Raw genomic sequence first — 22,261 nt, 5'->3', positions numbered from 1 at the left:
GCCTTTTCGAAGGGTCGTCACGCGACCATTCTAGAAGCCCTGTGTGCCATCGCTGTGGCGCTCAGTTTTCCAACGAGAGACCAATCGCTTTGGACACCTTGTTGAAGCGCTCGATGTCGTTCTTGATGGTGGCGCCGAAAACGTCGGGACCAAACACACCAATGGTGTAGCCCTGTTGCTCCAGGCGACTGCGGATGTCGGGACGCTCCATGATCTTGGCGACTTCGCGGTGCAGCTTCTGTGCGATGGCGTCGGGCGTTTTGGCCGGTGCGAGGATGCCAAACCACTGTTCCACGTCGTAGCCCGCCAGACCGAACTCGGCCACGGTCGGCACATCGGGCAGCGACAACACACGTTGTTTGGATGTGACCGCCAGCGGGCGGATTTTTTTGCCAGCCACCATGGGCACGGTGTTGGCCAAGGTGTTGATGCCGAGGTCCACCTGGCCCGACACCACGTCGGTCATGGCCGGGGCACAACCTTTGTAGGCCACATGCACCAGCTTGACCGCGGCCATCACTTCGATGGAGCCGCCGGCCAGGTGCTGCGGCGTACCGGCCCCACATGAGGCATAGCTCAGCCCGTTGCCGGTTTTCCCGCCGTCGAGCACGTCCTTGAAGGAACGCAGCTTGGACGCCTCGGGGGCCGAGATCACCGAGGGCGTTGAAGCGAACTGCACCACACCGCGCAGGTCGGACACGGGGTTGAACGGCAGCTTGCTGAACACGCCCGGGTTGATGGCGTAGCTGCTGTTCACCACCAGCAGGGTGTAGCCGTCGGCCGGACTCTTGGCCACGAACTCGGCCCCGATGTTGCCACTGGCGCCCGGCTTGTTTTCAACGACCACGGTCTGGCCCATGGCCTTGGTCAACTCCGCGCCGATGAGGCGGGCCAACACGTCGGTGCCACCACCGGGCGGGAAGGTCACGACGAACTTGATGGGCTTGTCCGGGTAGGTCTCCTCGCCCGCAGCCTGTGCCGTCAATGCACCGGCGACAAGGACAGAGAAAGCGAGCGAGCGAACCAACATCTTGAGCTTCATGGGTAACCTTTAGTGAACATGGAACACCACCCGGCGCGTCACCGCGCCAGGCACGCTTCTTCGCTGCCAACGCGGATGGCGGGGTTGGCCCGCACCATCCGTTCGGCAGCCCGCTGACCCGCATCGCGCCCTTGGGGCGACGACGCGTGAATTCTCAATATAGGCTGGTGTTGTGCCACACGCTCGCCCACCTCGCACAGCAGATCGACACCTGCGCCAAGGTCCGAGGGGGCGCCTGCGGCACGCGCCAGCTCAGCGACGGCCCAACCGTCGATGGCCTCCACCACGCCCGCGTGAGGCGCCAGCACGTCGAAGGTGCAGGTGCCCGGCAACACGGGCGACTCACGCCGGCCCTGCGCGTCGATGATGGCGTCCAAGGCCCTGAGCGCCGCACCGGACTCAAGCAGTTCCTGTGCCACGCGTTGACCTTCGGCCAGTGTGCCCACCCGGGGATGCCAGGCCAGAATGTGGGAGGCAAACAGCAAAGCCTTGGCCCGAAGGTCCTGGGGACCATCGACTTGCCCACGCAAGATGGCGAGCACGTCACGCACCTCCAGCGCCGGGCCCACACCCCGGCCAATGGGGTGGCTGCCATCGGTCACCAGCGCGCGCACCTGCAAACCCACCGCTTGGCCCGTGCGCTCGAACAGCCGGGCCAGTTCGTGCGCCGCCGCCTCGGTGGCGAGCTTGGTGCCCGGGCCCCAGGGCAGGTCAACCACCACATGGGTGGCGCCGGCGGCTTTTTTCTTGGACAGGATGGAAGCCACTGCCCAGCGCGCGGAGTCCAGCCCCAACGGGCGGGTGATGGCGTTCATCACCTCGTCGAGCACCGAATGGTTGAGGTGACCGTTCCACGCGATGCAGGCGCGCGCCGAGCGCACGCAGGCGCTGACCTCGTTGGCGGTCAGATCCACACGGGCCAGGGTTTCCATGGCGTCGGCCGTGCCAGCCGCCGACGTGATGGCTCTCGACGAGGTCTTGGGCATGGCCAGGCCGAAGGCGGCCACGATGGGCACCACGATGAGGGTGATGCGGCTGCCCGGCACGCCACCGATGGAGTGTTTGTCCACCACCATGGGCTCGTCCCAGCTCAGCGTCTGTGCCAGCGCGGCGCGGGCCCGTGCCAGGCCCTGGACCTCGTCGTCACTCAGGCTTTGCGTGGCCGCCACGAGAAAGGCGGCCAGCTCGGTGCGTTCAAAACGGCCATCCACCACCTCGCGTAACAGGTGCCGGTATTCCAGTTCACCCAAGGGTTCGCCGCGAATCTTCTTGCGCAAGAGTGCACGCTCGCGCGCGGGTGCCACGGTGCGCACCAGCAGCGCCGCGCCCGTGGGCACACCCAGCCGCTCGGCGGACCGCACATCCAGCCCAATGTGGCCCGGTGGCACCCAGCTGCCATCGGCCGCCACGGTCACGGGCACACGCAGACGCTCGCTGCGTCCGCCGTGCACGGCCACCACCTCCAGCGTACCGCCAGCCCCAGCGTCGTCGGGGTGCAGCACACACAGCGGCTCTGGCGTTTGCAGAGGCAGAGACCGCAACGCCATGGGCAGTCGCAGGCCCAGCAACAGCTCCACGAACCGCTCCACACCCTCGGCGGGTGTGCCATCGTTGTAGGCGCGCAGCGCGGGCACAGACGGGGGCAACACGTCCGCCTTGCGCGCCAGGCGCTGCAGCACCTGTTCGCTGCTCTCGCGCCCGCGCCCGGCGATGCGCTGCGCCAGCACCTCGCTGGCGGCGGTCACCTCCACCACCACCAGGTGGGGCACGCGACGCGCCAACTCGGCCACCACCCCTCGCGAACCATTGGCCAGCACATGGCCGCCGGCCCTCACCACGTCGAGCAAGGTGGACGGCAGACCATACGACAGGCCGTGCGCACGCCAGGTGATCAGGAAACCGCCCTGTGCCTCGCGCCGTGCGAAATCCGCTTCGCTGAGGCTGTCGTGGTCTTCGCCCGGCGCCCCCGCCGGCCGGGTGATCACCCGGCGCGCAAAGTGAAAGCGCTGGGCACACACGGCGTGGGCGCGCGCGCCGTCAAGAAGGGTGTCTTTGCCGGCCCCGCTCGGGCCGACCACCAGAACGAACAGACCCATGGGCATATCAGTTATCCATTCCGCGAACGCAGCAACCGCGACGCATGCAACTGTCGAACCGGGGGACACCGCCGGGCCGGCTCTGCCGGACGGCTGGTGTCGCCCCCTTGAGGGGGGATGCGGCCACGCGCAGCGGGCAAGCGACGGGGGTGGGCTGTTTCACTGGGCGTCGTCGAGACCGATGTCGACGGCGGGCGCCGACTGCGTGATCTTGCTGGTGGAGATGTAGTCCACCCCGGTCTCGGCAATCGCGCGAATGGTTTCGAGCCGCACGCCGCCCGACGCCTCCAGCTTCACGCGCCCGGCCACCAAGTCCACCGCGGCCTTCATGTCGGCCAGCGACATGTTGTCCAGCATGATCACATCCACTTCAGTCTCCAGCGCCTGACGCACCTGCTCCAGACGGTCGCACTCCACCTCCAGCTTGGTCAGCACCGGCAGTACCTTGCGGGCACGCGCCACGGCGGCCTGGATGCTGCCGCACACGGCGATGTGGTTGTCCTTGATCATCACGCCGTTGTCCAGGCCCAGGCGGTGGTTGAGCGCACCGCCGCAGGCGGCCGCGTGTTTCTCCAGCGCGCGCAGGCCGGGCGTGGTTTTGCGGGTGTCGAGCAGCCGGGCCTTGGTGTCGGCGATGGCGTCCACGTAGCGCGCGGTTTCGGTGGCGATGCCGCTGAGGCGTTGCACGATGTTGAGCGCAGTGCGCTCGGCGGTCAGCATGCTGCGCGCGGAACCACTCACCTCCAACAGGATGGCGCCTTTTTCCACACGCTGGCCATCGGCCACCAGCACCTTGATGCGCAACGACGGGTCGTAGCGCTGGAACACGCGTGCGGCCACCGCAATGCCCGAGACGGTCATGGGTTCACGCGCGTTCATGTGGAAGGACGCCTCTTCCGAGGCCTCGATCATGGTCTGGGCGGTGAGGTCGAAAGCGCCGATGTCTTCGGTCAACCAAAGATCGATCAGGCGGTCGGTGGCAAAGGTGTCGTACATGAGGTGGCTCCTGGTGAGTGTCAGAGAGATGGTGAGAGACAGAAAATGGTCGCGGGATTTATGTTTCGGTAGCGAATGATTTCATTATAAAAACCGCACCACAAAAGTCAAAGGAAATTTTTCGTTTACGAAACATATGACCTGTTGCACACAAAAAAATGCCCGCGTGGCGACGCGGGCATTGACTCCAGTGGCGGCGGACACGTCAGAGGATGTAGCGCGACAAATCCTCGTTGCGGCTGAGCGCACCCAGGCGGGCATCCACGTAGGTCGCGTCCACGTTCACGGTTTGGCCCTGCAGCTTGGTGGCATCGAAACTGACCTCGTCCAGCAGGTGCTCCATCACCGTGGACAGGCGGCGCGCGCCGATGTTCTCGGTGCGCTCGTTCACATCAAAGGCGATCTGCGCCAGGCGGGTGATGCCCTCGGGCGTGAACTCGACCTGCACCCCTTCGGTGGCCAGCAGCGCCTGGTACTGGCGCACCAGGCTGGCGTGGGTTTGCGTGAGGATGGCCTCAAAGTCCTGTACCGACAGCGACTGCAACTCCACGCGGATAGGGAAACGCCCCTGCAACTCGGGGATCAGGTCGCTGGGCTTGGCCAGGTGGAAAGCCCCGCTGGCGATGAACAGGATGTGGTCGGTCTTGACCATGCCGTACTTGGTCGACACGGTGGTGCCCTCCACCAGCGGCAGCAGGTCGCGCTGCACGCCCTGGCGCGACACCTCACCGCCGCTGCCTTCGGCGCGCGAGGCCACCTTGTCGATCTCGTCGATGAAGACGATGCCGTTTTGTTCGGCGCTCTCGATGGCCTGTTGCTTGATCTCTTCCTCGTTGACCAGCTTGGCGGCCTCCTCGTCGATCAACAGGCGACGGGCCTCGGCGATGGTCAGCTTGCGTGTCTTGCGTTTGCCGCCACCCATCTGGCTGAACATGCCCCGCAGCTGCTCGGCCATCTCCTCCATGCCGGCCGGGCCCATCACCTCCAGCGATGGCGCAGCTTGCGCCAGGTCGATCTCGATCTCCTTGTCGTCGAGCAGGCCTTCGCGCAGCTTCTTGCGAAAGACCTGCCGCGTGGCGTTGTCGGGTGCCGGCGGGTTGACGCCGAAGTCACCCCGAGGCGGCGGCAGCAACACGTCGAGGATGCGGTCTTCGGCCGCGTCTTCGGCGCGCATGCGCTGGCGCTTCATGGCGGTTTCGCGTGTCATCTTCACCGCGCTGTCCACCAGGTCGCGGATGATGGTGTCCACGTCCTTGCCCACATAGCCCACCTCGGTGAACTTGGTGGCCTCGACCTTGATGAAAGGCGCATCGGCCAGCTTGGCCAGGCGACGCGCGATCTCGGTCTTGCCCACGCCGGTGGGGCCAATCATCAGGATGTTCTTGGGCGTGATCTCGTGGCGCAGCTTCTCGTCCACCTGCTGGCGCCGCCAGCGGTTGCGCAGGGCGATGGCAACAGCGCGCTTGGCACCGGCCTGGCCGATGATGTGGCGGTCGAGTTCGGAAACGATTTCCTGAGGGGTCATGGCGCTCACGAAAGCACCTCGATCGTGTGGTTCATGTTGGTGTAAATGCAGAGTTCGCCGGCCACTTTCAAGGACTCGCGCACGACCTGCTCGGCGCTGAGTTCGGTGTGGTCGATCAAGGCCTTGGCGGCCGACTGGGCGTAGGCGCCGCCCGAGCCAATGGCCACGATGCCGTGTTCGGGCTCCAGCACGTCGCCGTTGCCGGTGATGATGAGGCTGGCACTCTTGTCGGCCACGGCCAGCATGGCCTCCAGGCGGCGCAGCACGCGGTCGGTGCGCCAGTCCTTGGTCAGCTCGATGGCCGCGCGCACCAGGTGGCCCTGGTGTTTTTCAAGCTTGGCCTCGAAACGCTCGAACAGCGTGAAGGCGTCCGCCGTGGCGCCCGCAAAACCGGCCAGCACCTGGTCGCGGTAGAGCTTGCGCACCTTGCGTGCCGTGCCCTTGACGACGATGTGACCCAGCGTGACCTGGCCGTCGCCGCCGATGGCGACCTGCACACCAGCGGGCGTCTGGCGGCGCACGCAGACGATGGTGGTTCCGTGAAACGATTCCATGTGACAACTTCCATTGCAGGCCCGGCGTGGTGCCGGGCGGAGGGACGAATATACCTATCCCTGAGCGCGGGGGCGCGGCAGCACACGGGCCACGTCGGCGATGCCAACGATGTGGAAAAAGGCGGCCAACAAGCCGTGCACGTTTTGCAGTTCGACCTGGCGCCCGCCGTCCTTGAGCGCCACCGACCACTGGAGCAAGGCCCCAGCGGCCACGAAGTCGGTGCGGGTCACGGCCGAACAATCCACCCCCACCGCACCTTGCCCGGTGCCCGGCTGGGCAATCGCATTGAGGGCGCGGGTCACGTCCCCCAACAGCGCACCTGTGAGACGACCCGTGGGCACCACCAGCGGCGCGGTGGCTGGCGGGCGCATGGCTGGCACGCTGTCGAGCTGTTGCACATGGCAACGCGGCTGTCCCCAGTCGGGTGGGGTCACGCCGTAGGTCACGCAGTAGTCCAGCGCCGCCAGATCAAATTCGTCGGCCCGCCCCATCAGGCGCAAGCTGGCCAAACGCAGTTGCCACCACACGGGGTGGTTCTCGCGCCGTCCCGAGGGTGTGCTGGCGCGCAGGCTGCGGCGCAAGTTGGTGGTACCCACGAACACGATGGCGATGTCGTTCTCCGCCCACCGCTCGAACAACAGCAAGAGGCGTTGCGCCGCCGCCGGGTCGGCCGAGGCCAGCGCCCCCCAGTCCAGCACCAGGTGGGCCGCACTTGCGCCGACCAGGGCCTCCAAGCGGGCCACCGCGGCCACGTCGAGCAAGGCGGGGCAGGTCCACACCGCCGGTGCGCTGCCGCCGGCCACCGCATGATCGGGCAGCGCTGCTGCGGCAGGCACTTTTTCACCAATGGCGCTCCATGCCACCACCGGGTCGCCGTGCTGTCGCGCCCACTCGGCCACGTGCAGCTCGTACGACTCGCGCCGTCCGGTGGCGCGGAAAAAATCCAGCAACAGCGCGCGCAAATCGGCCGCCACCCCACCGTGGCTGGTGTGGGCCACAGCCTGCCCCAGGTGACGCTCGGTGCCGGCGTCATCGCTGTTGGCAAACCGCACCGCCGCCTCTTCCACACCCGCCACCTGCAGGCAAGCCGCCAGCTGCCAACCGGTCTCGTCAGGGCTCGCGGGCTGCGCCCCTTGCAAGGCCTGGGAATGGGTGGTTTCATCGCCAAAAGCCACCGGCAGGCTGTGGGGTGCCTGGCTCGCGGCCCCGCCACGGGTGCTGGCGCCGGGCAGTGGCCAGTGGGTCTCAGCGGCGGGCTGCGTGTGGGGTTGCGAAGACGTGGTGATGCCGTCTTGTGTGGCACCCCAGGTGTTGCCTGCGTGGTAGAGCCTCGCCTGGAGGTGAGCCGCCACTTCGCCCAAAGGGGCGATGTCGGTGGGTGGTGCCTGCAGGCGCTGCGAGCTGCGCGGCGCCTCGTCGCCCGGCACCGGCTGCCACCAGTGGGTGGACATCTGCGCCTCGATGGCGTCGATCTTCTTGATCGTCTGCTCGCGCCCGTCGTTGTCCGAAGGCACACTGCTCTGGAAGAAAGACGGGCGCGCCACGACGTCTTGCGCGTTCTGCTGTTCGCGCTTGCGGATGGTGCGCAGCATGTCGAACTCGCGCTTGCGCACGAAATCGTTGCGCCGCTTGCGCTCGATCGCTGCCTTGAGGGCCTGTTTGTCGGTCAGTTGCCCCGGGGGCTGGGCGCTGTCGCCCCACGCGGCGCCAGGGCCACGCACCAGTTGCGCCACCTTGGAGAGAAATCCACCGGGCGAATCCTTGGACATTCGTCAGCCGCCATGGGAGGCGTCAGCCAGTCAGGGGACCTCAGTCCCCGAACATCTTCTGCTTGAGTTCGCGGCGCTGCTGGGCCTCCAGCGACAGGCTGGCGGTGGGACGGGCCAGCAAACGGCCCACCCCGATGGCTTCACCCGTTTCATCGCAGTAGCCGTAGTCACCGGCGTCGATGCGCGCGATGGCCTGCTCGATCTTTTTCAGCAACTTGCGCTCACGGTCGCGGGTGCGCAACTCCAGCGCATGTTCTTCCTCAATGGTCGCGCGGTCCGCCGGATCGGGCACCACCACCGTGTCTTCACGCAGGTGTTCGGTGGTTTCGCCGGCGTTGGCCAGCATGTCGGCCTTGAGGTTGGTCAGCTTGAGGCGGAAGAACGCCAGCTGAACGTCGTTCATGTACTCGCTGTCGGGCATCGACAACACCTCGTCGTCGCTCAACTGGGCCACCGGTTTGGACTTCCAGTTGTTGGCGAGTTTGGGATCTTTGCGGACAGGGGTGTGCACGGGAGTGTTCATAGCACGTTCATTCGAAAAGGAAAAGGTCGCCTTGGCGGCGTCCGGGTCGTGAGTGGGCAGAGAAACGGCCTGGGCCATCTGCGCCATCATGGCTTTTTTGGCGGCCCGCTTGCCCACGGCCTGCACGGCAATCTCCTGGCCGGGGCGCATGGTGGCCTCAGGGGTGCTGGCGCGTTTGGAAGCCACAGCGGTGCTGCCCGCTGCGGCCTTGCCCGGCGAAGCGGCAGGCCCCGCTTTGGTCGGCGTGGACTTGGCCGGCGCCGGTTTCGACACAGCGGCGGGGACCGCTGGCGCCACCGCTGGCTTGGCCGGCGCTATTTTGGCGGCGGGGGCAGCGGCCTTCTCGACCGGCTTGGCGACCGCCTTCGCCACGGGTTTCGGAGCCGGCTTGGCGGCGGTTTTGCCCCCAGGCGCCTTGGCCGCCAATGGCTGGGCCGCGACCGTCTTGACGGCCGTCACAGGCTTGGCCTTGGTGGCGGCTTTGGCGGTCGATTTTGCGGCGGCTTTCACTGTGTTTCTCCTCGGAACACCGGTCGTCGAATGGGCGGCACCCGATTGGGGCCGCTCCAGCGTGCCTGAGGTTATACCCTGTTTGTCGGCGGTCACCCGCGCGGCAGGCTCCGACCGGAATCCCAGGCCACGCAGTATGGACAGAAACAACATCGCGTCAAGCACCCACGGCGGTCAAGCCAGGCACTGGTCCAGCCCTTGCACCAGGATGTCGCGCGGCAAATCGATGCCGATGAACACCATCTTGCTGACGCGCGCCTCGCCTTCGGGCCAGATCGGTCCGAGGTCGCTGCCCATGAGCTGGTGCACGCCCTGGAAGATGACCTTGCGGTCGGTGCCCTGCATGTCGAGCACGCCCTTGTAGCGCAGCATGCGTGGGCCGTACACCTGCACGATGGCACCCAGGAAATCTTCCAGCTTGGCGGGGTTGAAAGGTTTGTCGGCACGGTAAACGAAGCTTTTCACATCGTCGTCGTGATGGTGGTGGTGACCATGCCCGTGCTGGTGCGAGGGGTGGTTGCAGTGCTCACCGTGTTCGTGGTCATGACCATGGTGATCGTGCCCATGGTCGTGTCCGTGATCGTGGTCATCGGCCTTGAGGAAGTCGGGGTCGATGTCGAGCTTGGCGTTGAGGTTGAAGCCCCGCAGGTCAAACACCTCTTTCAGCGCCACCTCGCCAAAATGGGTGCTGCGCATGGGCGCACGCGGGTTCATGTGTTTGAGGCGGTGGGTCAGCGCGTCCAGCGTTTCGGCATCCACCAGTTCGCTTTTGCTGATGAAGATCTGGTCCGCAAAACCCACCTGGCGCCGCGCTTCCTGGCGCTCGTTGAGCTGCTCGGCCGCGTGTTTGGCGTCGACCAGGGTCAGGATGGCGTCCAGCAAATACTGCTCGGCCACCTCGTCGTCCATGAAAAACGTTTGCGCCACCGGGCCCGGGTCGGCCAGGCCGGTGGTCTCGATCACCACACGCTCAAAATCCAGCTCGCCCTTGCGCTTTTTTTCGGCCAGATCGGCCAGGGTGGAGCGCAAATCGTCGCGGATGCTGCAGCAGATGCAGCCGTTGCTCATCTGGATGATGTTTTCGGTGGTGTCGGCCACCAGGATCTCGTTGTCGATGTTCTCTTCGCCGAACTCGTTCTCGATGACGGCGATCTTTTGGCCGTGCGCCTCGGTGAGCACACGTTTGAGCAGCGTGGTTTTGCCCGAACCCAGAAAGCCGGTGAGGATGGTGGCGGGAATCAGGGACATGGCGGGCAGGTCGGAGGATCAGGAAGGGGTGGTCGAAAAACAGGCGCAGAGTGTATTCGACCTGAGCGTCCCCAGGCTGACCGAGCCCGTCACCGGTCAGGGACGCAGGTAAACGAAGCCCTCACGTGCCTGCAAACGGGCCACCTCGGCCACACCCGAAGGCACAACCTTGGTTTCCATCAGAAGCTTGTTGGCGTCGATCTTGCGCGAAACCAAGGTGTTGTTGCAGACCCGGAACTCCACACCCTTGGACGCCAGATCGGCCACGCTGCCGGAAAAGGGTTGCTCCATTTGGTTGGTGGCGCCATCGATCAAGAAATCGATGCCCAACCCATGGGTGACCACCACGATCTTGGCCTTGGGGTCGGCGGCCAGATGGTTGCGGATGTTCTGGATCGCCCGCGAGGCCTGCGGGATGCCTTCGCTCAGGTGGTAAACCACCTTGATGGCCTCCTGGGCCTGCGCGGCCACACCGGCCATCAGGGCACCGGCCAGGAGCAAACCACGCACAAAACGGGAACGTGAGGTTGAAAACATGAATATCTCCTTATATACCGATGAAATATCGAAGTGTGGCAGTTGCCTGGCGCGGGTGACACCGGGCTAACCCGCAAGCCCCCGTTCACGAACGGGGTTTGCGGCCAGCCTTGCCGGCGCGCGGGTGGGCGGCATCGTACACCTGGGCCAGGTGCTGGAAGTCCAGCCGTGTGTAGACCTGGGTGGTCGCGATGTTGGCGTGGCCCAGCAGCTCTTGCACCGCGCGCAGATCGCCGCTGGACTGCAACAGGTGGCTGGCAAACGAATGCCTCAGCATGTGCGGGTGCACGGGTGTGGCCAGGCCCGCCTGTTGCGAGCGCTGACGCAAGCGCAATCGGATGTGCTGCGGCGTGAGGCGCCGGCCGTGGGCACCGATGAACAAGGCCGGGTCGTCGCCCGCCCAATGCACGCGGAGCACCAGCCAGTCGGCCAAGGCCGCCAAAGCCTGGGCACCCACCGGCACACTGCGGCGTTTGCTGCCCTTGCCCAGCACGTGGGCCTCGCCGGCCTGGGCGTCTATCCAGCCGCGCGCCTGCGGGCCGGGTTGCGCGTCCAGCCCCACCAGCTCGCCCAGGCGCAGGCCACTGCCGTACAACAACTCGGTGATGCAGCGGTCGCGCGCTTCGCGCTCGGGGGCGTCGTCTTCGTTGCCGTGGTCGGCCAGCCGCACGGCGTCGTCCACCGCCAAGGCCTTGGGCAGCGGCTTGCCGGCCTTGGGCGCACGCACATCCAGCACGGGATTGACCTCGATCTGCCCCTGACGCCCCAGCCAAGTGTAAAAGCCGCGCCAGCCCGACAGGATGAGGGCGATGCCACGCGCGCTGCGCCCGCCGCCGTGCATCTGGGCCACCCAGCGGCGGATGTGGGCATCGCGCACCTGCAACAGGCCCACGCCGGCGGCCAGCGCCTGGCGCGCAAGTTTGTTCAGGTCTTCGGTGTAGAGCGCCACGGTGCGCTCGGCCAGCCGTTTTTCCACCCGCACGTGCTGCAGGTAGCCGACGATCAGCTGGGCATCGGCGGGGGGCAACTCAGGGCTGGCACCCATGGCTGGACATCACGCGGCCGTCAGCCGACCCAGGGCGGCGCTCGCCAGTTCGGCGATGCGCTCCAGAAAGTCGGTGCCCATGCCGGCGTGAAAACGCTGGGGGTCGGAGGAGCCCAGAACCAGCAGACCAAACACCTTGTCGGCGGGGCCGGCACGCAAGGGCAGCAGGGCCAGCGAGGCGGCCGGAGCTCCAGCGGCATCTTCCAGCCACGAGGCCGCTTCCAACCCTGGGTTGACACCGCAGTACGGCATGGTCAAGGATGCGGCAAAGGCCTGTGCATCGGCACTGACGCCCAGGGCAAAAGGCTGGACAGCCCATTCGGGGGCCACGCCCCAGACACGGATGGCGGCCTGAGGCACCTGGAACTGGGACTTGATCTGCTCGACGATGACGCTGGGCAAAGCCGACGGCTCGCGGGTCAGCAACAGCTCGCGCGTCCAGCGTTGGAGCTTGTCGGCGATGAGCACGTTTTCCTGCCCGTGGCGGATCATCTCGGCCGCCTTCAGCTCCAGCGAACGGATCTTTTCGCGCAGCATCTCGGCCTGGCGCTCTTGCAGGCTCACGGCCCGCTGGCCGTGTGGGCTGGTCAGTTGCACCGCCGCCAGCAGCTCCGCGTGACGCTCGAAAAAGTCGGGCGTGTTGAGCAGAAAGTCAGCGATGTCGTCTTCGGTGATGGGGTTCATGTCGGTCATAGGTCAGGCCGCGGCGCAGAGCCGCCTCAAGCAAGGCCGCGCCCCCTCGGGGGGCAGCGAACACACGCAGTGGTGAGCGTGGGGGTCATGGTTCCGGGACGTCGATTTCGCCCTGGAACACGGTGGTGGCCGGGCCGGTCATGAGCACCGGCGCGTCCAGCTGGCCGGCGCCACCCGCCCATTCGATGGTGAGCTGGCCGCCGCGTGTGGCCACGTCCACCCGCTCATCGAGCCAGCCCTGGCGTATACCCGCCACCACGGCGGCGCAGGCACCGGTGCCACAGGCCAGGGTTTCGCCCACGCCGCGCTCGAACACGCGCAGCTTGACGTGGCCTCGGTCCAGCACCTGCAAAAAGCCGGCGTTGACGCGCCTGGGAAAGGCCGGATGTGCCTCGATGAGTGGGCCCAGCCCCAGCACAGGGGCCTGGTCCACGTCGTCCACCCGCAGCACCGCGTGGGGGTTGCCCATGGACAGCACCGCCACCGGCACGGCCGCGTGGCCGGGCAGTGGCAAGGTCCACAGGGGCCAGGCGTTGCCACCGGATGCGTCTTCGGGGGCGCTTTCGGTGTAGGCCTGGCCGGCGTCAAACGGCACACGTGGCAGATCAAACACCGGCGCGCCCATGTCCACAGTCACGCGCCCGTCGGCGTTCAAGCGCAGTTCGATCACGCCGCCGTGCACCTTCACACGCACCACATCCTTGGCGGTCAAGCCACGCTCGCGCACAAAACGCACAAAACAGCGCGCGCCGTTGCCGCAATGCTCCACCTCGCCACCGTCGGCGTTGTGGATCACGTACTCGAAATCGACCCCCGCCATCGGCGCAGGCCGGACCGTGAGGATCTGGTCGGCGCCCACACCAAAGTGGCGGTCGGCCAGAAAGCGGTACTGGGCCGCGCTCAGGCCCAGGCGGCCTTGCGTTTCGTCGAGCACAACAAAGTCGTTGCCCGCGCCCTGCATCTTGGTGAATCGGATCAGCATGGCCGCATTATCGGCGTCAATCCGTCACCCACAGTTCGATGCGCCGGTTCCGGGCCCGGCCTTCCGGCGAGTCGTTGGCCACCAGCGGCGCGCGGGCGCCCCAGGCCTCCACGTCCAGCGCAGCTGCGGGCAGGCCACGCTGCACGAGGGCATCGCGCACACGCAGTGCACGCTGCGCCGCCAGCGCGGCGGCAGCGTCGTTGTCGGCGGTGGAGGCGTCGCTGTGGCCCTGCACCCGGCCGCGCCAGGCAGGGCCATCCAACAAGGCAGCAACCACACGGCCCCACACGGCATCGGCGGCGGGGCTGGGTGTGGCGGTGTTGCCAACAAACGCACGGTCGGCCGGCCAGCGCAACAGCAGCGCGTTGTCAGGCGTGCGCTGCACCTCGACACCGGCCGAGGACAGGCTGTCGGCCAGGCGCGCGCGGCGCTGCGCCATCGCCTCGGACCAGACCCGGGTTTGTGCCGCCGGCCCACCCAGTTGCGCGGCCGCGCCTGGCATGCCCCCATCTTGCGGGGGTTGGGCAGCACAGGCCGTCAAAACGATCGTGGCCAGCGCCAACAGCCACACGCGGGCCTTCGTCAAAGGGTCACGCAACACGGTCGGTCTCCAAAAACCGCAACCTTACCGCAGCGTGCCCCACCCGGGCTCAACGCGCGGGCGCCACCGTGGCGGTTGGCGCCGGTGCTGGCGCGGCCTCTGCCATGAAGATCTCGACGCGGCGGTTGCGGCCACGGCCTTCGGCGGTGTCGTTGCTGGCGATGGGCTGGCGAGAGCCCATGCCGCTCACATCCACACGCGACAAGGCCACGCCACGCGCCACCAGATGGTCCCGCGTGCGGGTGGCGCGGTTCACCGACAGCGGGTCGTTGATGGCGTCGCTGCCGGTGTTGTCGGTGTGGCCCACGATGCGCACACGCGCCTGCGGGTTGGCCACCAGGCCTTGCGCAAAACCGTCGAGCACCGTGGCGAAATTGGCCTTGATGTCGGCGCGGCCGACGTCGAAGGAGATGTCGCTGGGCACGTTGATCTTGAGCTGGTTGTCGGCGGTCTTGACGACGTCGATGCCGGTGCCCTGGGTCGCGGTTTCCATCTTTTTGCGCTGGTCCTCCATGCGCTGGGTCCACACGTAGCCGCCGATGGCGCCCACGCCGGCCCCAATGGCAGCGCCTTTGGCGGCGCCACTGCTGCCCCCGGTCACGGCGCCCAACACGGCGCCTGCCGCGGCGCCAATGCCCGCACCCTTGGCGGTGCCCTGCTGGGTTTCGCTCATGTTCGCGCATCCGGTGGCCAACAAGGCCAGGCTCAACACCGCTGCCGTGGTCTGTATCCGCTTGTTCATTCAAAACCTCCTTGATTCATGAAACAGCCCGCATCAAAAGCGGGCCACCCCATTGTCAGAGCGGCGCGTCCCTCAATTTGCAAACGATGTACAGCACTTTGTGAACAAGTGTTCGTCCTGCCCACACCCGGCCATGCACAATCGCCCCACCATGGCACGCAACTCCCAACTCCTGCACCCGCAACGCGAACCCGCCGCGCTGCGCCCTGCCGCCACCGTCCTGCTGCTGCGCGACACACCCGCCGGCATCGAGGTGCTGATGACCCGGCGTTCGCTCACCGCCAGCTTCGCGCCCGGCGCCTACGTGTTCCCGGGCGGTGGCATCGACGCGGCCGACCAGGCGGCCCACAGCCAGTCCACGCGCCGCCCCACGCAGAGCGACCTGCACCTCACGCAGGCCATCGCCGCCATCCGCGAAAGTTTTGAAGAACTGGGCGTGCTGCTGGCCCGCCACGCCGATGGCCGATGGGCCAACACGGCGGACATTGCTGCGCTGGACCGCAAGGCGCCGTTTGCCGCGCAATGCGCCGAGCGTGGCCTCACGCTGGCGGCCGACCAGGTGTTTGTGCTGGCCCACTGGATCACCGACCGCGACCTGCCGCGCCGTTTTGACGTGCCGTTTCTGGTGGCCCGCATGCCCGAAGGCCAGACCCCGGTGGCCGACGAGGCCGAGCAGTTCGAACCCGTGTGGGTGCGCCCGGCCGACGCGCTCGCGCGCCACAAGGCGGGCAATTTCTTCATCATCTTCCCCACCATCCGCACGCTGGAGCGGCTGCAGGCCTACGCCACGGTGGATGCCGTGCTGGCCGCCTGTGCCAGCGAACAGCCGCTGTGGACCAGTTGCCCGCGCGCTGGCCTCAAACACGGCCAGGATTCGCGCCACATGGAGCACGAACCCGAGTTTGGCGAACTGGCGCTGGTGTCGCCGGATGGCCAAATCGTGCACGAGCTGGCCTGGCAGAACGACACCCCCGTGCCGCTGCTCAAGAACGTGCTGCGCCTGACCGCCCCCAACCCCGGCTTCATGACCGGCCCGGGCACCAACAGCTACCTCATTGGCGACCCCGCCACCGGCTACGTGGCCATCGACCCCGGCCCGGACGACGCCGGCCACATCGAGCGCCTGTGGCGTGCCTGTGGCGGGCAGATCCGCCACATCGTCTGCACCCATTCCCACCCCGACCACTCGCCCGGCGCGCGTCGGCTGCAGGCCCTGTGCGCCGAGCGCCCCCCCATCTTGGGCCTGGCCAGCAGCGCCACAGCACGCGCCGACAGCCAGTTCCAGCCCGACCGCGAGCTGGCCGATGGCGAGCGGATCGTTCTGCAGGCCGCAGGGCATGAAACCCACACCCTGCAGGTGGTGCACACCCCCGGCCACGCGGCCAACCACCTGTGCCTGCTGCTGCTCGAAGATGGCCTGCTGGTCTCGGGCGACCACATCCTCAACGGCAGCACCACCGTCATCAGCCCGCCCGATGGCGAGATGCAGGCCTACCTCGATTCATTGGACAAGCTGGCCGACCTCTGCCGACAACACGGCGCCGACTTCATCCTGCCCGCCCACGGCCATGTGCTGGGCGACGCGCCTGGCGCGATTGCCCACCTCAAGGCGCACCGCCTCAAGCGCGAGGCCAAGGTGGCCGCCGCCATGCGAGCCCTGCCCAACGGCAATCTCGACGACTGGGTGCCGCTGGCCTACGACGACGTGCCCGAACGCCTGTGGCCGGTGGCCAAACGGTCGTTACAAGCGCATGTGGACCACATCCGCAGCCTGGGTGGTTTTAATGTCTGACGACAACAGCGGCGTGCGCCTGGCCAAACGCGTGGCCGAACTCAAAGCCTGCTCGCGTGCCGAGGCCGAACGCTACATCGAGGGCGGCTGGGTCAGCGTCAACGGCGCCGTGGTGGAGTTGCCGCAGCACCGCGTCGGCGAGGCCGATGAGGTCACACTGGCAGCCGATGCGCGAGCCACCATGCTGCCGCCCGTAACGGTGATGTGGCACAAACCCGTGGGCGTGCGCTGCGATATCGAACAGGCGCCCAAGGCCGAGTGGCTGGCCGCCGAACACCGCAGCGCCGACGATCGCAGCAAACAACGCCTCTTGCTCAAACACTGGACCGGCCTGCGCTGCGCTGCGCCACTGGACACCGCCGCCAGTGGCCTGGTGGTGTTCACGCAAGAAGGTGGCATCTGGCGCCGCCTGGTGGACGACGCCATCACGGTGGAACACGAACTGTGGGTGGATGTGAAAGGCGTGGTGGCGCCCGGCGCACTGGCGGCACTGCAACGCCAGGTGCGCGCCAGCGTGAACCGCCAGAACGAGGCCGGCACCCGCCTGCGCGTGGCCACCAAAGGCCTGCGCAAAGGGCAGCTGGGCGTCTGGTGCGAGGCAGCCGGCATCCAGCCCGACGCGGTACACCGCGCCCGCCTGGGGCGCCTGGCCCTGGGCACGCTGGCCGTGGGGCAATGGCGCCTGATGATGGGCTACGAGCGCTTTTGAAGCGCCGCCGTGAATAAAGTGTGAAGTCTGCCGGTACGCCGGATTCTGTGCGCGGGGGTTGCCCCCCGCGTGACCGCCATTCCTCTGGGCCGCTGGTCACCCAAGCGGCTCGGTGCTGCCTACCCGCCAACTCCGCGGAACCACGTCACTGTTGGCCTATTTGGCATTGCTGCGCGCAGAGATTGCCCGTTTCACCCCCGGTGGTCTACCTTGCGGCACGCCCCCGGGACTCGTCTCTGTTGCTCTGATCCTCACCTCACGGTGGAGAGCCGTTAGCTCCTGCGCTGTCCTGTGCAGTCCGGACGTTCCTCCAGTGCGACCTTTCGGTACTTGCACCAGCGGCGGTCTGGCAGGCTTCACCTCTCAATTATCGCCTGACTCTTCGGAATCAGCCCGCCGAGCACACCTAGATGATCGATGGCCCCGTGGACGGCGGCGGAGGCGGCGGCGCTGTGATGGACGGTGGGGGCGGGACTGCGGTGAAAGGCGGCACGCCCGTGACAGGCGGTGGAGCGGTGGTCGCAGGTGGTGGCACCGACGTGGTGGGTGGGGGTGGCGGGGGCAGTGGCAGATCGTCCGGGTCGTCGAGCGGCGGAGGCGCTGGCGAAAAATCAGGCGGTGGTGGCAACACCACCTGTGGCGGAGGTGGGGGCGGCAGTCGGGGGTCGATCCGCAGCTCCGACGGGTACTCGGCCCCCCTGTCAAAACCATCGAATCCCTTGCGCCGCAGCGGGTTGTTTTCGGTCACACCCGGGGTGACCGAGAGCGGAGACGTGCTGATGCTGACGGCGGGCACAGGTGGCTTGGGCGCCACCAATGCGCGGGCGCGGGGCATGATCTCCACCGCACGCCCTCGGGCCTCCAGATTCCGGTCACTCAGGTGGCGCGGCACCTGCAACAAGCGCGAAGGCAGGGTGTTCTGGTTGGCCACATAAAAATACTCCTGCTGGCGGAACAACACCTCGCCCGCCTGGTTGCCCACGCCTATGGTGCCGTCGGTCACACCACCGTATGTGCCATCGGCCACGGCGCTGCCGTTGTCATTGAAACAGTCGGCTGCACAATGCAGCGCCGTGAAGTGGGTGCCTCGGATGCCCACGGTCGCGGTCGCGGTCTTGAGGCCAAAACCGTCCGGGTTGTTCTTGCCGATCAGACCGGTCACCGTCCTCAGACCGCCCTTGAGGAGTGACAACACCAAGTGATCGGAGCCGCTCTTGCTGCGGTCGTGCTGAAAGGCCTCCACCTGCATCCGGCTGTTGGAGCGCAACGATGCCAGCGACTCGTCCAGAAAGCGCACCTGCAGCGCGCTGCGCTCGCCCACCAGCAACACGTCGCCCACCTCGATGTCGGCCCCCACCCGCAAAGGCACACGTTGGCCACCCCGCTCAGCAAACACCTCGTCGCCAGAGGCCAGCAGCACGCGCCCCACGGCGGCATGCGCCGATGCCAACCCCAAGGCCAGGCCCACGGCGGCAGACAGTTGTTTCAGTCGCAAAGTCATGGTGTGCCTGGCCTGTCGGTTGCTGTCAGTTGTACTCATAGCGCAGCTTGATCCAGTACGCGGTCTGGCTCACCGAATGCACCGCGATGTTGGACGACTGGCGCCAGCGGTACACATGACCTGACAGGGACCACTCCGGCGTCAACAGGTAGCGGGCCGACAGCTCCATCGCCCATTGGTTGTCCCGCCGAGAGGGCAAACCTGCAGCGTAGCGGTCGCCATACCGGTGGTGCATGTAGCGCACATGGGCCGACACCACCCAATCCACATGGGGGCGCGCGGTGATGTCGGAGCGCAGGCCTATGGCGTGGTTGGACAGATCACCCCGACCACGGCGGTTGCTCTCATCCTGCAACACGATCTGGTTGGTCCAGACGGGCACCCATTGGTTCTCAAAACCCCTGCGCCAGCGGGCATTGAGCCCGGTTGCACGGTGCGAGCGCACCGCGCTGCTGGACCTTTCGGCGGGTCGCGACCCGTCCAGGAAGGGCGGAATCAGGACATCGCGGTAATCGACATTCCCCCAATGGCCGCCCACGCTCCAGTGGTTGAACTGGTCGGCCTGTACACCCCATTCGGCCACCAGGTGCTTGGATGAAAGGTACGACTGGTCGTACAGGCGCATGTGCGACTGCTCAAACCCCACGCGGTACATCTGCCGCCCATAAGAAAACTGGCCGCCCGCCTGCAACGCCATGTGCTGTTGATCAAACGGATCGTGCAAAGCGTCGCTGTAAGCCCGCCCCCGCGCAGACAGAGCGCCGTACACCAGACTCCTCGGCCCCACAGCCAAGCTGCCGTGCATGCCGGCGGCCCAGCTGGAAAAGCGGTCTTCCACACGCTCGTGGATGCTGCCTGCGGGAATCACCCATGTGGGGCCCGTGCCCACCGGGCCTGGTGCCAGCCCGGTGTTGATGTTGTTGTCGTGCCCCACCGCAGCTTCAACAAAAAAGCCCGCCAGGGGCGCATAGCGCCCGGAGCGCATGCGAATGGCGTCCAGATAGCTTTGGAGCAGCTTGCGCTCCAGGGGCTCCGCCTTGTCCAGAAGGCTCAAAAACTCGTCCTTGGCGCGCAGATCCTCACCCATCACAAAATAGCCCCGGGCCAGGTGAAAGCGCGCGGAGCGGTTGTGGGGGTAGTGCATGACATAGCGCTCCAGAGCCAAGGTGCCCTCGCCGGGGGCGCCTGCACTGACGGCCGCGATGCCGAAATAGAAGTCGAACAAGGGATCGCCCAGTTCTCCGCTGGCCGAACGGCCCAGTGTGTAAGCGGCGCGATCGTCACCCGCGCCGATCAGCACCTTCATCTGTTCAGCGGTGGACTGGGCATGGGCGCTGCCCCCCCACCCCAGGGCCCACCCCAGGATGACCAGCACCGCCGGCATGCGAAGGAGCCTGTTCACCACATCGAGTCCTTTGCTGTTGGGTACACCACGCCGGGCATCCTGATGAGCGGTCAAGGGATGCATGACCAGCACATCGGAAACATCCACGAACACATCGTAAAGATAATTTGCAATTGTGCATAGCCACCACCCAGCCCCCACCCACACGGCGTTGGATTCGGCTGAACGTGCCCGCCGGGACAACGCCGCCACAAAACTAAAATGCAGGCTTGCTTGATCAACACGAGCCCCCATGATCCGACTGACCGAACTCAAGTTGTCACTGGCCGACGTGCCGGTGGAACACCGCCGCGCCGCCGATGCCCCCACTGAAACCGAGGCCGACCGCGCTCCCCCGCCCCACCCCACCGCCGCGCTGACGCGCCTGGCCGCGCAGGCGCTGGGCATTGCCGAAAGCGACATCGGCCAACTGCAGGTGTTCAAGCGCAGCTTCGACGCCCGCAAGGCCGAGCTGCTGGCGGTGTACATCGTGGACCTCACGCTCACCGACCCCGCCGCCGAGGCCGCGCTGCTGGCCCGGCACGCGGGCAACCCCCACATCGTTGCCACGCCCGACATGGGCTGGACCGCCCCCGCCCACGCGCCAGCCGGCCTGACGCCGCGCCCGGTGGTGGTCGGATTTGGCCCCTGTGGCATCTTCGCTGCGCTGACGCTGGCACAAATGGGCTTCAACCCCATCGTGCTGGAGCGTGGCCGCAGCGTGCGACAACGCACCAAAGACACCTGGGGGTTGTGGCGCAAGCGGGTGCTCACGCCCGAGAGCAACGTGCAGTTTGGCGAGGGTGGCGCGGGCCTGTTCTCCGATGGCAAGCTCTACAGCCAGATCAAGGACCCGCGTTTTCTGGGTCGCAAGGTGATGCAGGAGTTCGTGAACGCGGGCGCGCCCATTGAAATTCTGTACGAGGCCCACCCCCACATCGGCACCTTCAAGCTGGTGAAGGTGGTCGAGCACATGCGCGACGAGATCGTGCGCCTGGGCGGCGAGATACGCTTTGAGCAGCACGTGAGCGACGTGCTGATCGACAACGGCGCGCTGCGTGGCCTGGTGGTGCGCGATCTGGCCAGTGGCCAGACGCAGGAACTGCGCTGCGACCACGCGGTGCTGGCACTGGGACACAGCTCGCGCGACACCTTCGAAATGCTGCACGCGCGTGGCGTGGACATCGAAGCCAAGCCGTTTTCCATCGGTTTCCGGGTGGAACACCCGCAAGGCGTGATCGACCGCGCCCGCTGGGGCCGCCACGCCGGCCACCCGTTGTTGGGCGCAGCCGAATACCGTCTGGTGCACCACGCCGCCAATGGGCGCGCGGTCTACAGCTTCTGCATGTGCCCGGGTGGCACGGTGGTGGCCGCCACGTCAGAGCCCGAGCGCGTGGTCACCAACGGCATGAGCCAGTACTCGCGCAACGAGCGCAATGCCAACGCCGGCATCGTGGTGGGCATTGATCCGGCACGCGATTTCCCTGGTGGTCCGTTGGCCGGCATCGCACTGCAACGCGCGCTCGAATCGCACGCCTACGTGCTGGGCGGCCGCAACTACAACGCCCCCGGCCAACTGGTGGGCGATTTTGTGGCCGGGCGCGATTCGCAGCAGCTGGGCGAGGTCGAGCCGTCGTACAAACCCGGCGTCACGCTGGGCAGCCTGCACAGCGCCCTGCCCGCCTACGCCATCGAAGCCATGCGCGAGGCCTTCCCGGCTTTTGGCAAAAAAATTCCCGGCTTCGACCGCTTTGATGCGGTGTTGACCGGGGTGGAAACCCGCACCTCGTCCCCCATTCGCATGCCACGCGGCGACAGCTTGCAAAGCACCAACGTGCGCGGCCTCTACCCGGCCGGTGAAGGCGCGGGCTACGCGGGCGGCATTCTGTCGGCAGGGGTGGACGGCATCAAGGTGGCCGAGGCCTTGGCGCGCGAGGCCGTGGCGCTGTTGCCCAACGTTTGACGCCTGCTTCACAGCCGCTTGACATGCCCGGCGCACACTCCGAGCATT

19 protein-coding genes and 1 other RNA gene are annotated in these 22,261 nt (G+C 66.8%); 3 read left to right on the top strand and 17 right to left on the bottom strand.

The annotated features are described in order from the left end of the window. Positions 1-61 precede the first annotated feature (61 nt). The 14 genes from ACFQPB_RS11925 to ACFQPB_RS11860 form a co-directional block, all read right to left on the bottom strand. Entirely contained in the window at positions 62-1,042 is a 981-nt protein-coding gene (locus ACFQPB_RS11925) for a Bug family tripartite tricarboxylate transporter substrate binding protein (RefSeq protein ID WP_382203911.1), read from the bottom strand. Between the two features lie 38 nt (positions 1,043-1,080). Further along, positions 1,081-3,138, bottom strand: a complete 2,058-nt coding sequence (phnN, locus tag ACFQPB_RS11920) for a phosphonate metabolism protein/1,5-bisphosphokinase (PRPP-forming) PhnN (protein ID WP_382223466.1) — start codon at positions 3,136-3,138, stop codon at positions 1,081-1,083. Positions 3,139-3,297: 159 nt separating this feature from the next. Further along, positions 3,298-4,134, bottom strand: a complete 837-nt coding sequence (nadC, locus tag ACFQPB_RS11915; RefSeq protein ID WP_382223463.1) for a carboxylating nicotinate-nucleotide diphosphorylase — start codon at positions 4,132-4,134, stop codon at positions 3,298-3,300. 205 nt (positions 4,135-4,339) lie between these two features. After that, entirely contained in the window at positions 4,340-5,668 is a 1,329-nt protein-coding gene (hslU, locus tag ACFQPB_RS11910; protein WP_382223461.1) for an ATP-dependent protease ATPase subunit HslU, read from the bottom strand. Continuing rightward, on the bottom strand, positions 5,665-6,213 hold the full coding sequence (gene hslV / locus ACFQPB_RS11905) for an ATP-dependent protease subunit HslV (RefSeq protein ID WP_382203919.1): 549 nt from the start codon (positions 6,211-6,213) through the stop codon (positions 5,665-5,667). Before hslV ends, hslU begins: the two co-directional genes overlap by 4 nt. 54 nt (positions 6,214-6,267) lie before the next feature. Beyond that, positions 6,268-7,983, bottom strand: coding sequence for an STAS domain-containing protein (locus tag ACFQPB_RS11900; RefSeq protein ID WP_382223460.1), 1,716 nt, complete (start codon positions 7,981-7,983; stop codon positions 6,268-6,270). A 40-nt stretch (positions 7,984-8,023) separates the two neighbouring features. Then, a complete protein-coding gene (dksA, locus tag ACFQPB_RS11895; RefSeq protein WP_382223457.1) occupies positions 8,024-9,016 on the bottom strand; it encodes an RNA polymerase-binding protein DksA in 993 nt (330 codons plus the stop codon). A gap of 174 nt (positions 9,017-9,190) precedes the next feature. Next, a complete protein-coding gene (locus tag ACFQPB_RS11890; RefSeq protein WP_382223454.1) occupies positions 9,191-10,264 on the bottom strand; it encodes a CobW family GTP-binding protein in 1,074 nt (357 codons plus the stop codon). A 96-nt stretch (positions 10,265-10,360) separates the two neighbouring features. Then, positions 10,361-10,801, bottom strand: coding sequence for a DsrE family protein (locus ACFQPB_RS11885; RefSeq protein ID WP_382223451.1), 441 nt, complete (start codon positions 10,799-10,801; stop codon positions 10,361-10,363). 85 nt (positions 10,802-10,886) lie between these two features. Beyond that, positions 10,887-11,846 carry a tyrosine recombinase XerC gene (locus ACFQPB_RS11880; RefSeq protein WP_382203928.1) on the bottom strand — a complete coding sequence of 320 codons (960 nt, stop codon included), beginning with the start codon at positions 11,844-11,846 and terminating at the stop codon, positions 10,887-10,889. Between the two features lie 9 nt (positions 11,847-11,855). Next, positions 11,856-12,530 carry a DUF484 family protein gene (locus ACFQPB_RS11875; protein ID WP_382223448.1) on the bottom strand — a complete coding sequence of 225 codons (675 nt, stop codon included), beginning with the start codon at positions 12,528-12,530 and terminating at the stop codon, positions 11,856-11,858. A 94-nt stretch (positions 12,531-12,624) separates the two neighbouring features. Further along, complete coding sequence (dapF, locus tag ACFQPB_RS11870) at positions 12,625-13,521, bottom strand: diaminopimelate epimerase (RefSeq protein ID WP_382223445.1); 897 nt, start codon at positions 13,519-13,521, stop codon at positions 12,625-12,627. A 16-nt stretch (positions 13,522-13,537) separates the two neighbouring features. Next, positions 13,538-14,122: an OmpA family protein gene (locus ACFQPB_RS11865; RefSeq protein WP_382223443.1), complete on the bottom strand. Its 585-nt coding sequence runs from the start codon at positions 14,120-14,122 to the stop codon at positions 13,538-13,540. Positions 14,123-14,171: 49 nt separating this feature from the next. Continuing rightward, complete coding sequence (locus tag ACFQPB_RS11860; protein WP_382223440.1) at positions 14,172-14,864, bottom strand: YiaD family glycine zipper/OmpA-like lipoprotein; 693 nt, start codon at positions 14,862-14,864, stop codon at positions 14,172-14,174. 151 nt (positions 14,865-15,015) lie between these two features. On the opposite strand from ACFQPB_RS11860, the gene ACFQPB_RS11855 reads away from it, so the two are divergent. Both ACFQPB_RS11855 and ACFQPB_RS11850 read left to right on the top strand, forming a co-directional pair. After that, entirely contained in the window at positions 15,016-16,656 is a 1,641-nt protein-coding gene (locus ACFQPB_RS11855; protein ID WP_382223437.1) for an MBL fold metallo-hydrolase, read from the top strand. Further along, a complete protein-coding gene (locus tag ACFQPB_RS11850) occupies positions 16,649-17,365 on the top strand; it encodes an RNA pseudouridine synthase (RefSeq protein ID WP_382223434.1) in 717 nt (238 codons plus the stop codon). The genes ACFQPB_RS11855 and ACFQPB_RS11850 overlap by 8 nt, the downstream gene beginning before the upstream one ends. Before the next feature lie 18 nt (positions 17,366-17,383). Here the strand turns inward: ACFQPB_RS11850 and rnpB are convergent. The 3 genes from rnpB to ACFQPB_RS11835 all read right to left on the bottom strand — a co-directional run bounded on the left by rnpB (position 17,384) and on the right by ACFQPB_RS11835 (position 20,268). Beyond that, positions 17,384-17,723, bottom strand: an RNA gene (rnpB, locus tag ACFQPB_RS11845) — RNase P RNA component class A. A 48-nt stretch (positions 17,724-17,771) separates the two neighbouring features. Then, entirely contained in the window at positions 17,772-18,866 is a 1,095-nt protein-coding gene (locus ACFQPB_RS11840; RefSeq protein ID WP_382223431.1) for a FecR family protein, read from the bottom strand. Positions 18,867-18,891: 25 nt separating this feature from the next. Beyond that, positions 18,892-20,268 carry a hypothetical protein gene (locus tag ACFQPB_RS11835; RefSeq protein ID WP_382223428.1) on the bottom strand — a complete coding sequence of 459 codons (1,377 nt, stop codon included), beginning with the start codon at positions 20,266-20,268 and terminating at the stop codon, positions 18,892-18,894. Between the two features lie 235 nt (positions 20,269-20,503). Between ACFQPB_RS11835 and ACFQPB_RS11830 the strand changes: the two genes are divergently transcribed. Continuing rightward, complete coding sequence (locus tag ACFQPB_RS11830) at positions 20,504-22,213, top strand: NAD(P)/FAD-dependent oxidoreductase (RefSeq protein WP_382223426.1); 1,710 nt, start codon at positions 20,504-20,506, stop codon at positions 22,211-22,213. Positions 22,214-22,261 lie beyond the last annotated feature (48 nt).

The organism is Hydrogenophaga atypica, assembly GCF_042665215.1.
In the GTDB taxonomy this organism is placed as follows: Bacteria; Pseudomonadota; Gammaproteobacteria; order Burkholderiales; family Burkholderiaceae_C; genus Hydrogenophaga; species Hydrogenophaga defluvii_A.
This window is presented reverse-complemented; position numbering and strand designations above follow the sequence as displayed.

Excerpts from the sequence above, each read along its gene's own strand:
- phnN (WP_382223466.1), bottom strand. The coding sequence starts at position 3,138 with ATGGGTCTGTTCGTTCTGGTGGTCGGCCCGAGCGGGGCCGGCAAAGAC.
- ACFQPB_RS11890 (WP_382223454.1), bottom strand. The coding sequence starts at position 10,264 with ATGTCCCTGATTCCCGCCACCATCCTCACCGGCTTTCTGGGTTCGGGC.
- hslV (WP_382203919.1), bottom strand. The coding sequence starts at position 6,213 with ATGGAATCGTTTCACGGAACCACCATCGTCTGCGTGCGCCGCCAGACG.
- ACFQPB_RS11850 (WP_382223434.1), top strand. The coding sequence starts at position 16,649 with ATGTCTGACGACAACAGCGGCGTGCGCCTGGCCAAACGCGTGGCCGAA.
- dapF (WP_382223445.1), bottom strand. The coding sequence starts at position 13,521 with ATGCTGATCCGATTCACCAAGATGCAGGGCGCGGGCAACGACTTTGTT.
- ACFQPB_RS11885 (WP_382223451.1), bottom strand. The coding sequence starts at position 10,801 with ATGTTTTCAACCTCACGTTCCCGTTTTGTGCGTGGTTTGCTCCTGGCC.
- ACFQPB_RS11840 (WP_382223431.1), bottom strand. The coding sequence starts at position 18,866 with ATGACTTTGCGACTGAAACAACTGTCTGCCGCCGTGGGCCTGGCCTTG.
- nadC (WP_382223463.1), bottom strand. The coding sequence starts at position 4,134 with ATGTACGACACCTTTGCCACCGACCGCCTGATCGATCTTTGGTTGACC.
- ACFQPB_RS11860 (WP_382223440.1), bottom strand. The coding sequence starts at position 14,864 with ATGAACAAGCGGATACAGACCACGGCAGCGGTGTTGAGCCTGGCCTTG.
- ACFQPB_RS11900 (WP_382223460.1), bottom strand. The coding sequence starts at position 7,983 with ATGTCCAAGGATTCGCCCGGTGGATTTCTCTCCAAGGTGGCGCAACTG.
- ACFQPB_RS11875 (WP_382223448.1), bottom strand. The coding sequence starts at position 12,530 with ATGAACCCCATCACCGAAGACGACATCGCTGACTTTCTGCTCAACACG.
- ACFQPB_RS11925 (WP_382203911.1), bottom strand. The coding sequence starts at position 1,042 with ATGAAGCTCAAGATGTTGGTTCGCTCGCTCGCTTTCTCTGTCCTTGTC.
- ACFQPB_RS11830 (WP_382223426.1), top strand. The coding sequence starts at position 20,504 with ATGATCCGACTGACCGAACTCAAGTTGTCACTGGCCGACGTGCCGGTG.
- ACFQPB_RS11855 (WP_382223437.1), top strand. The coding sequence starts at position 15,016 with ATGGCACGCAACTCCCAACTCCTGCACCCGCAACGCGAACCCGCCGCG.
- ACFQPB_RS11880 (WP_382203928.1), bottom strand. The coding sequence starts at position 11,846 with ATGGGTGCCAGCCCTGAGTTGCCCCCCGCCGATGCCCAGCTGATCGTC.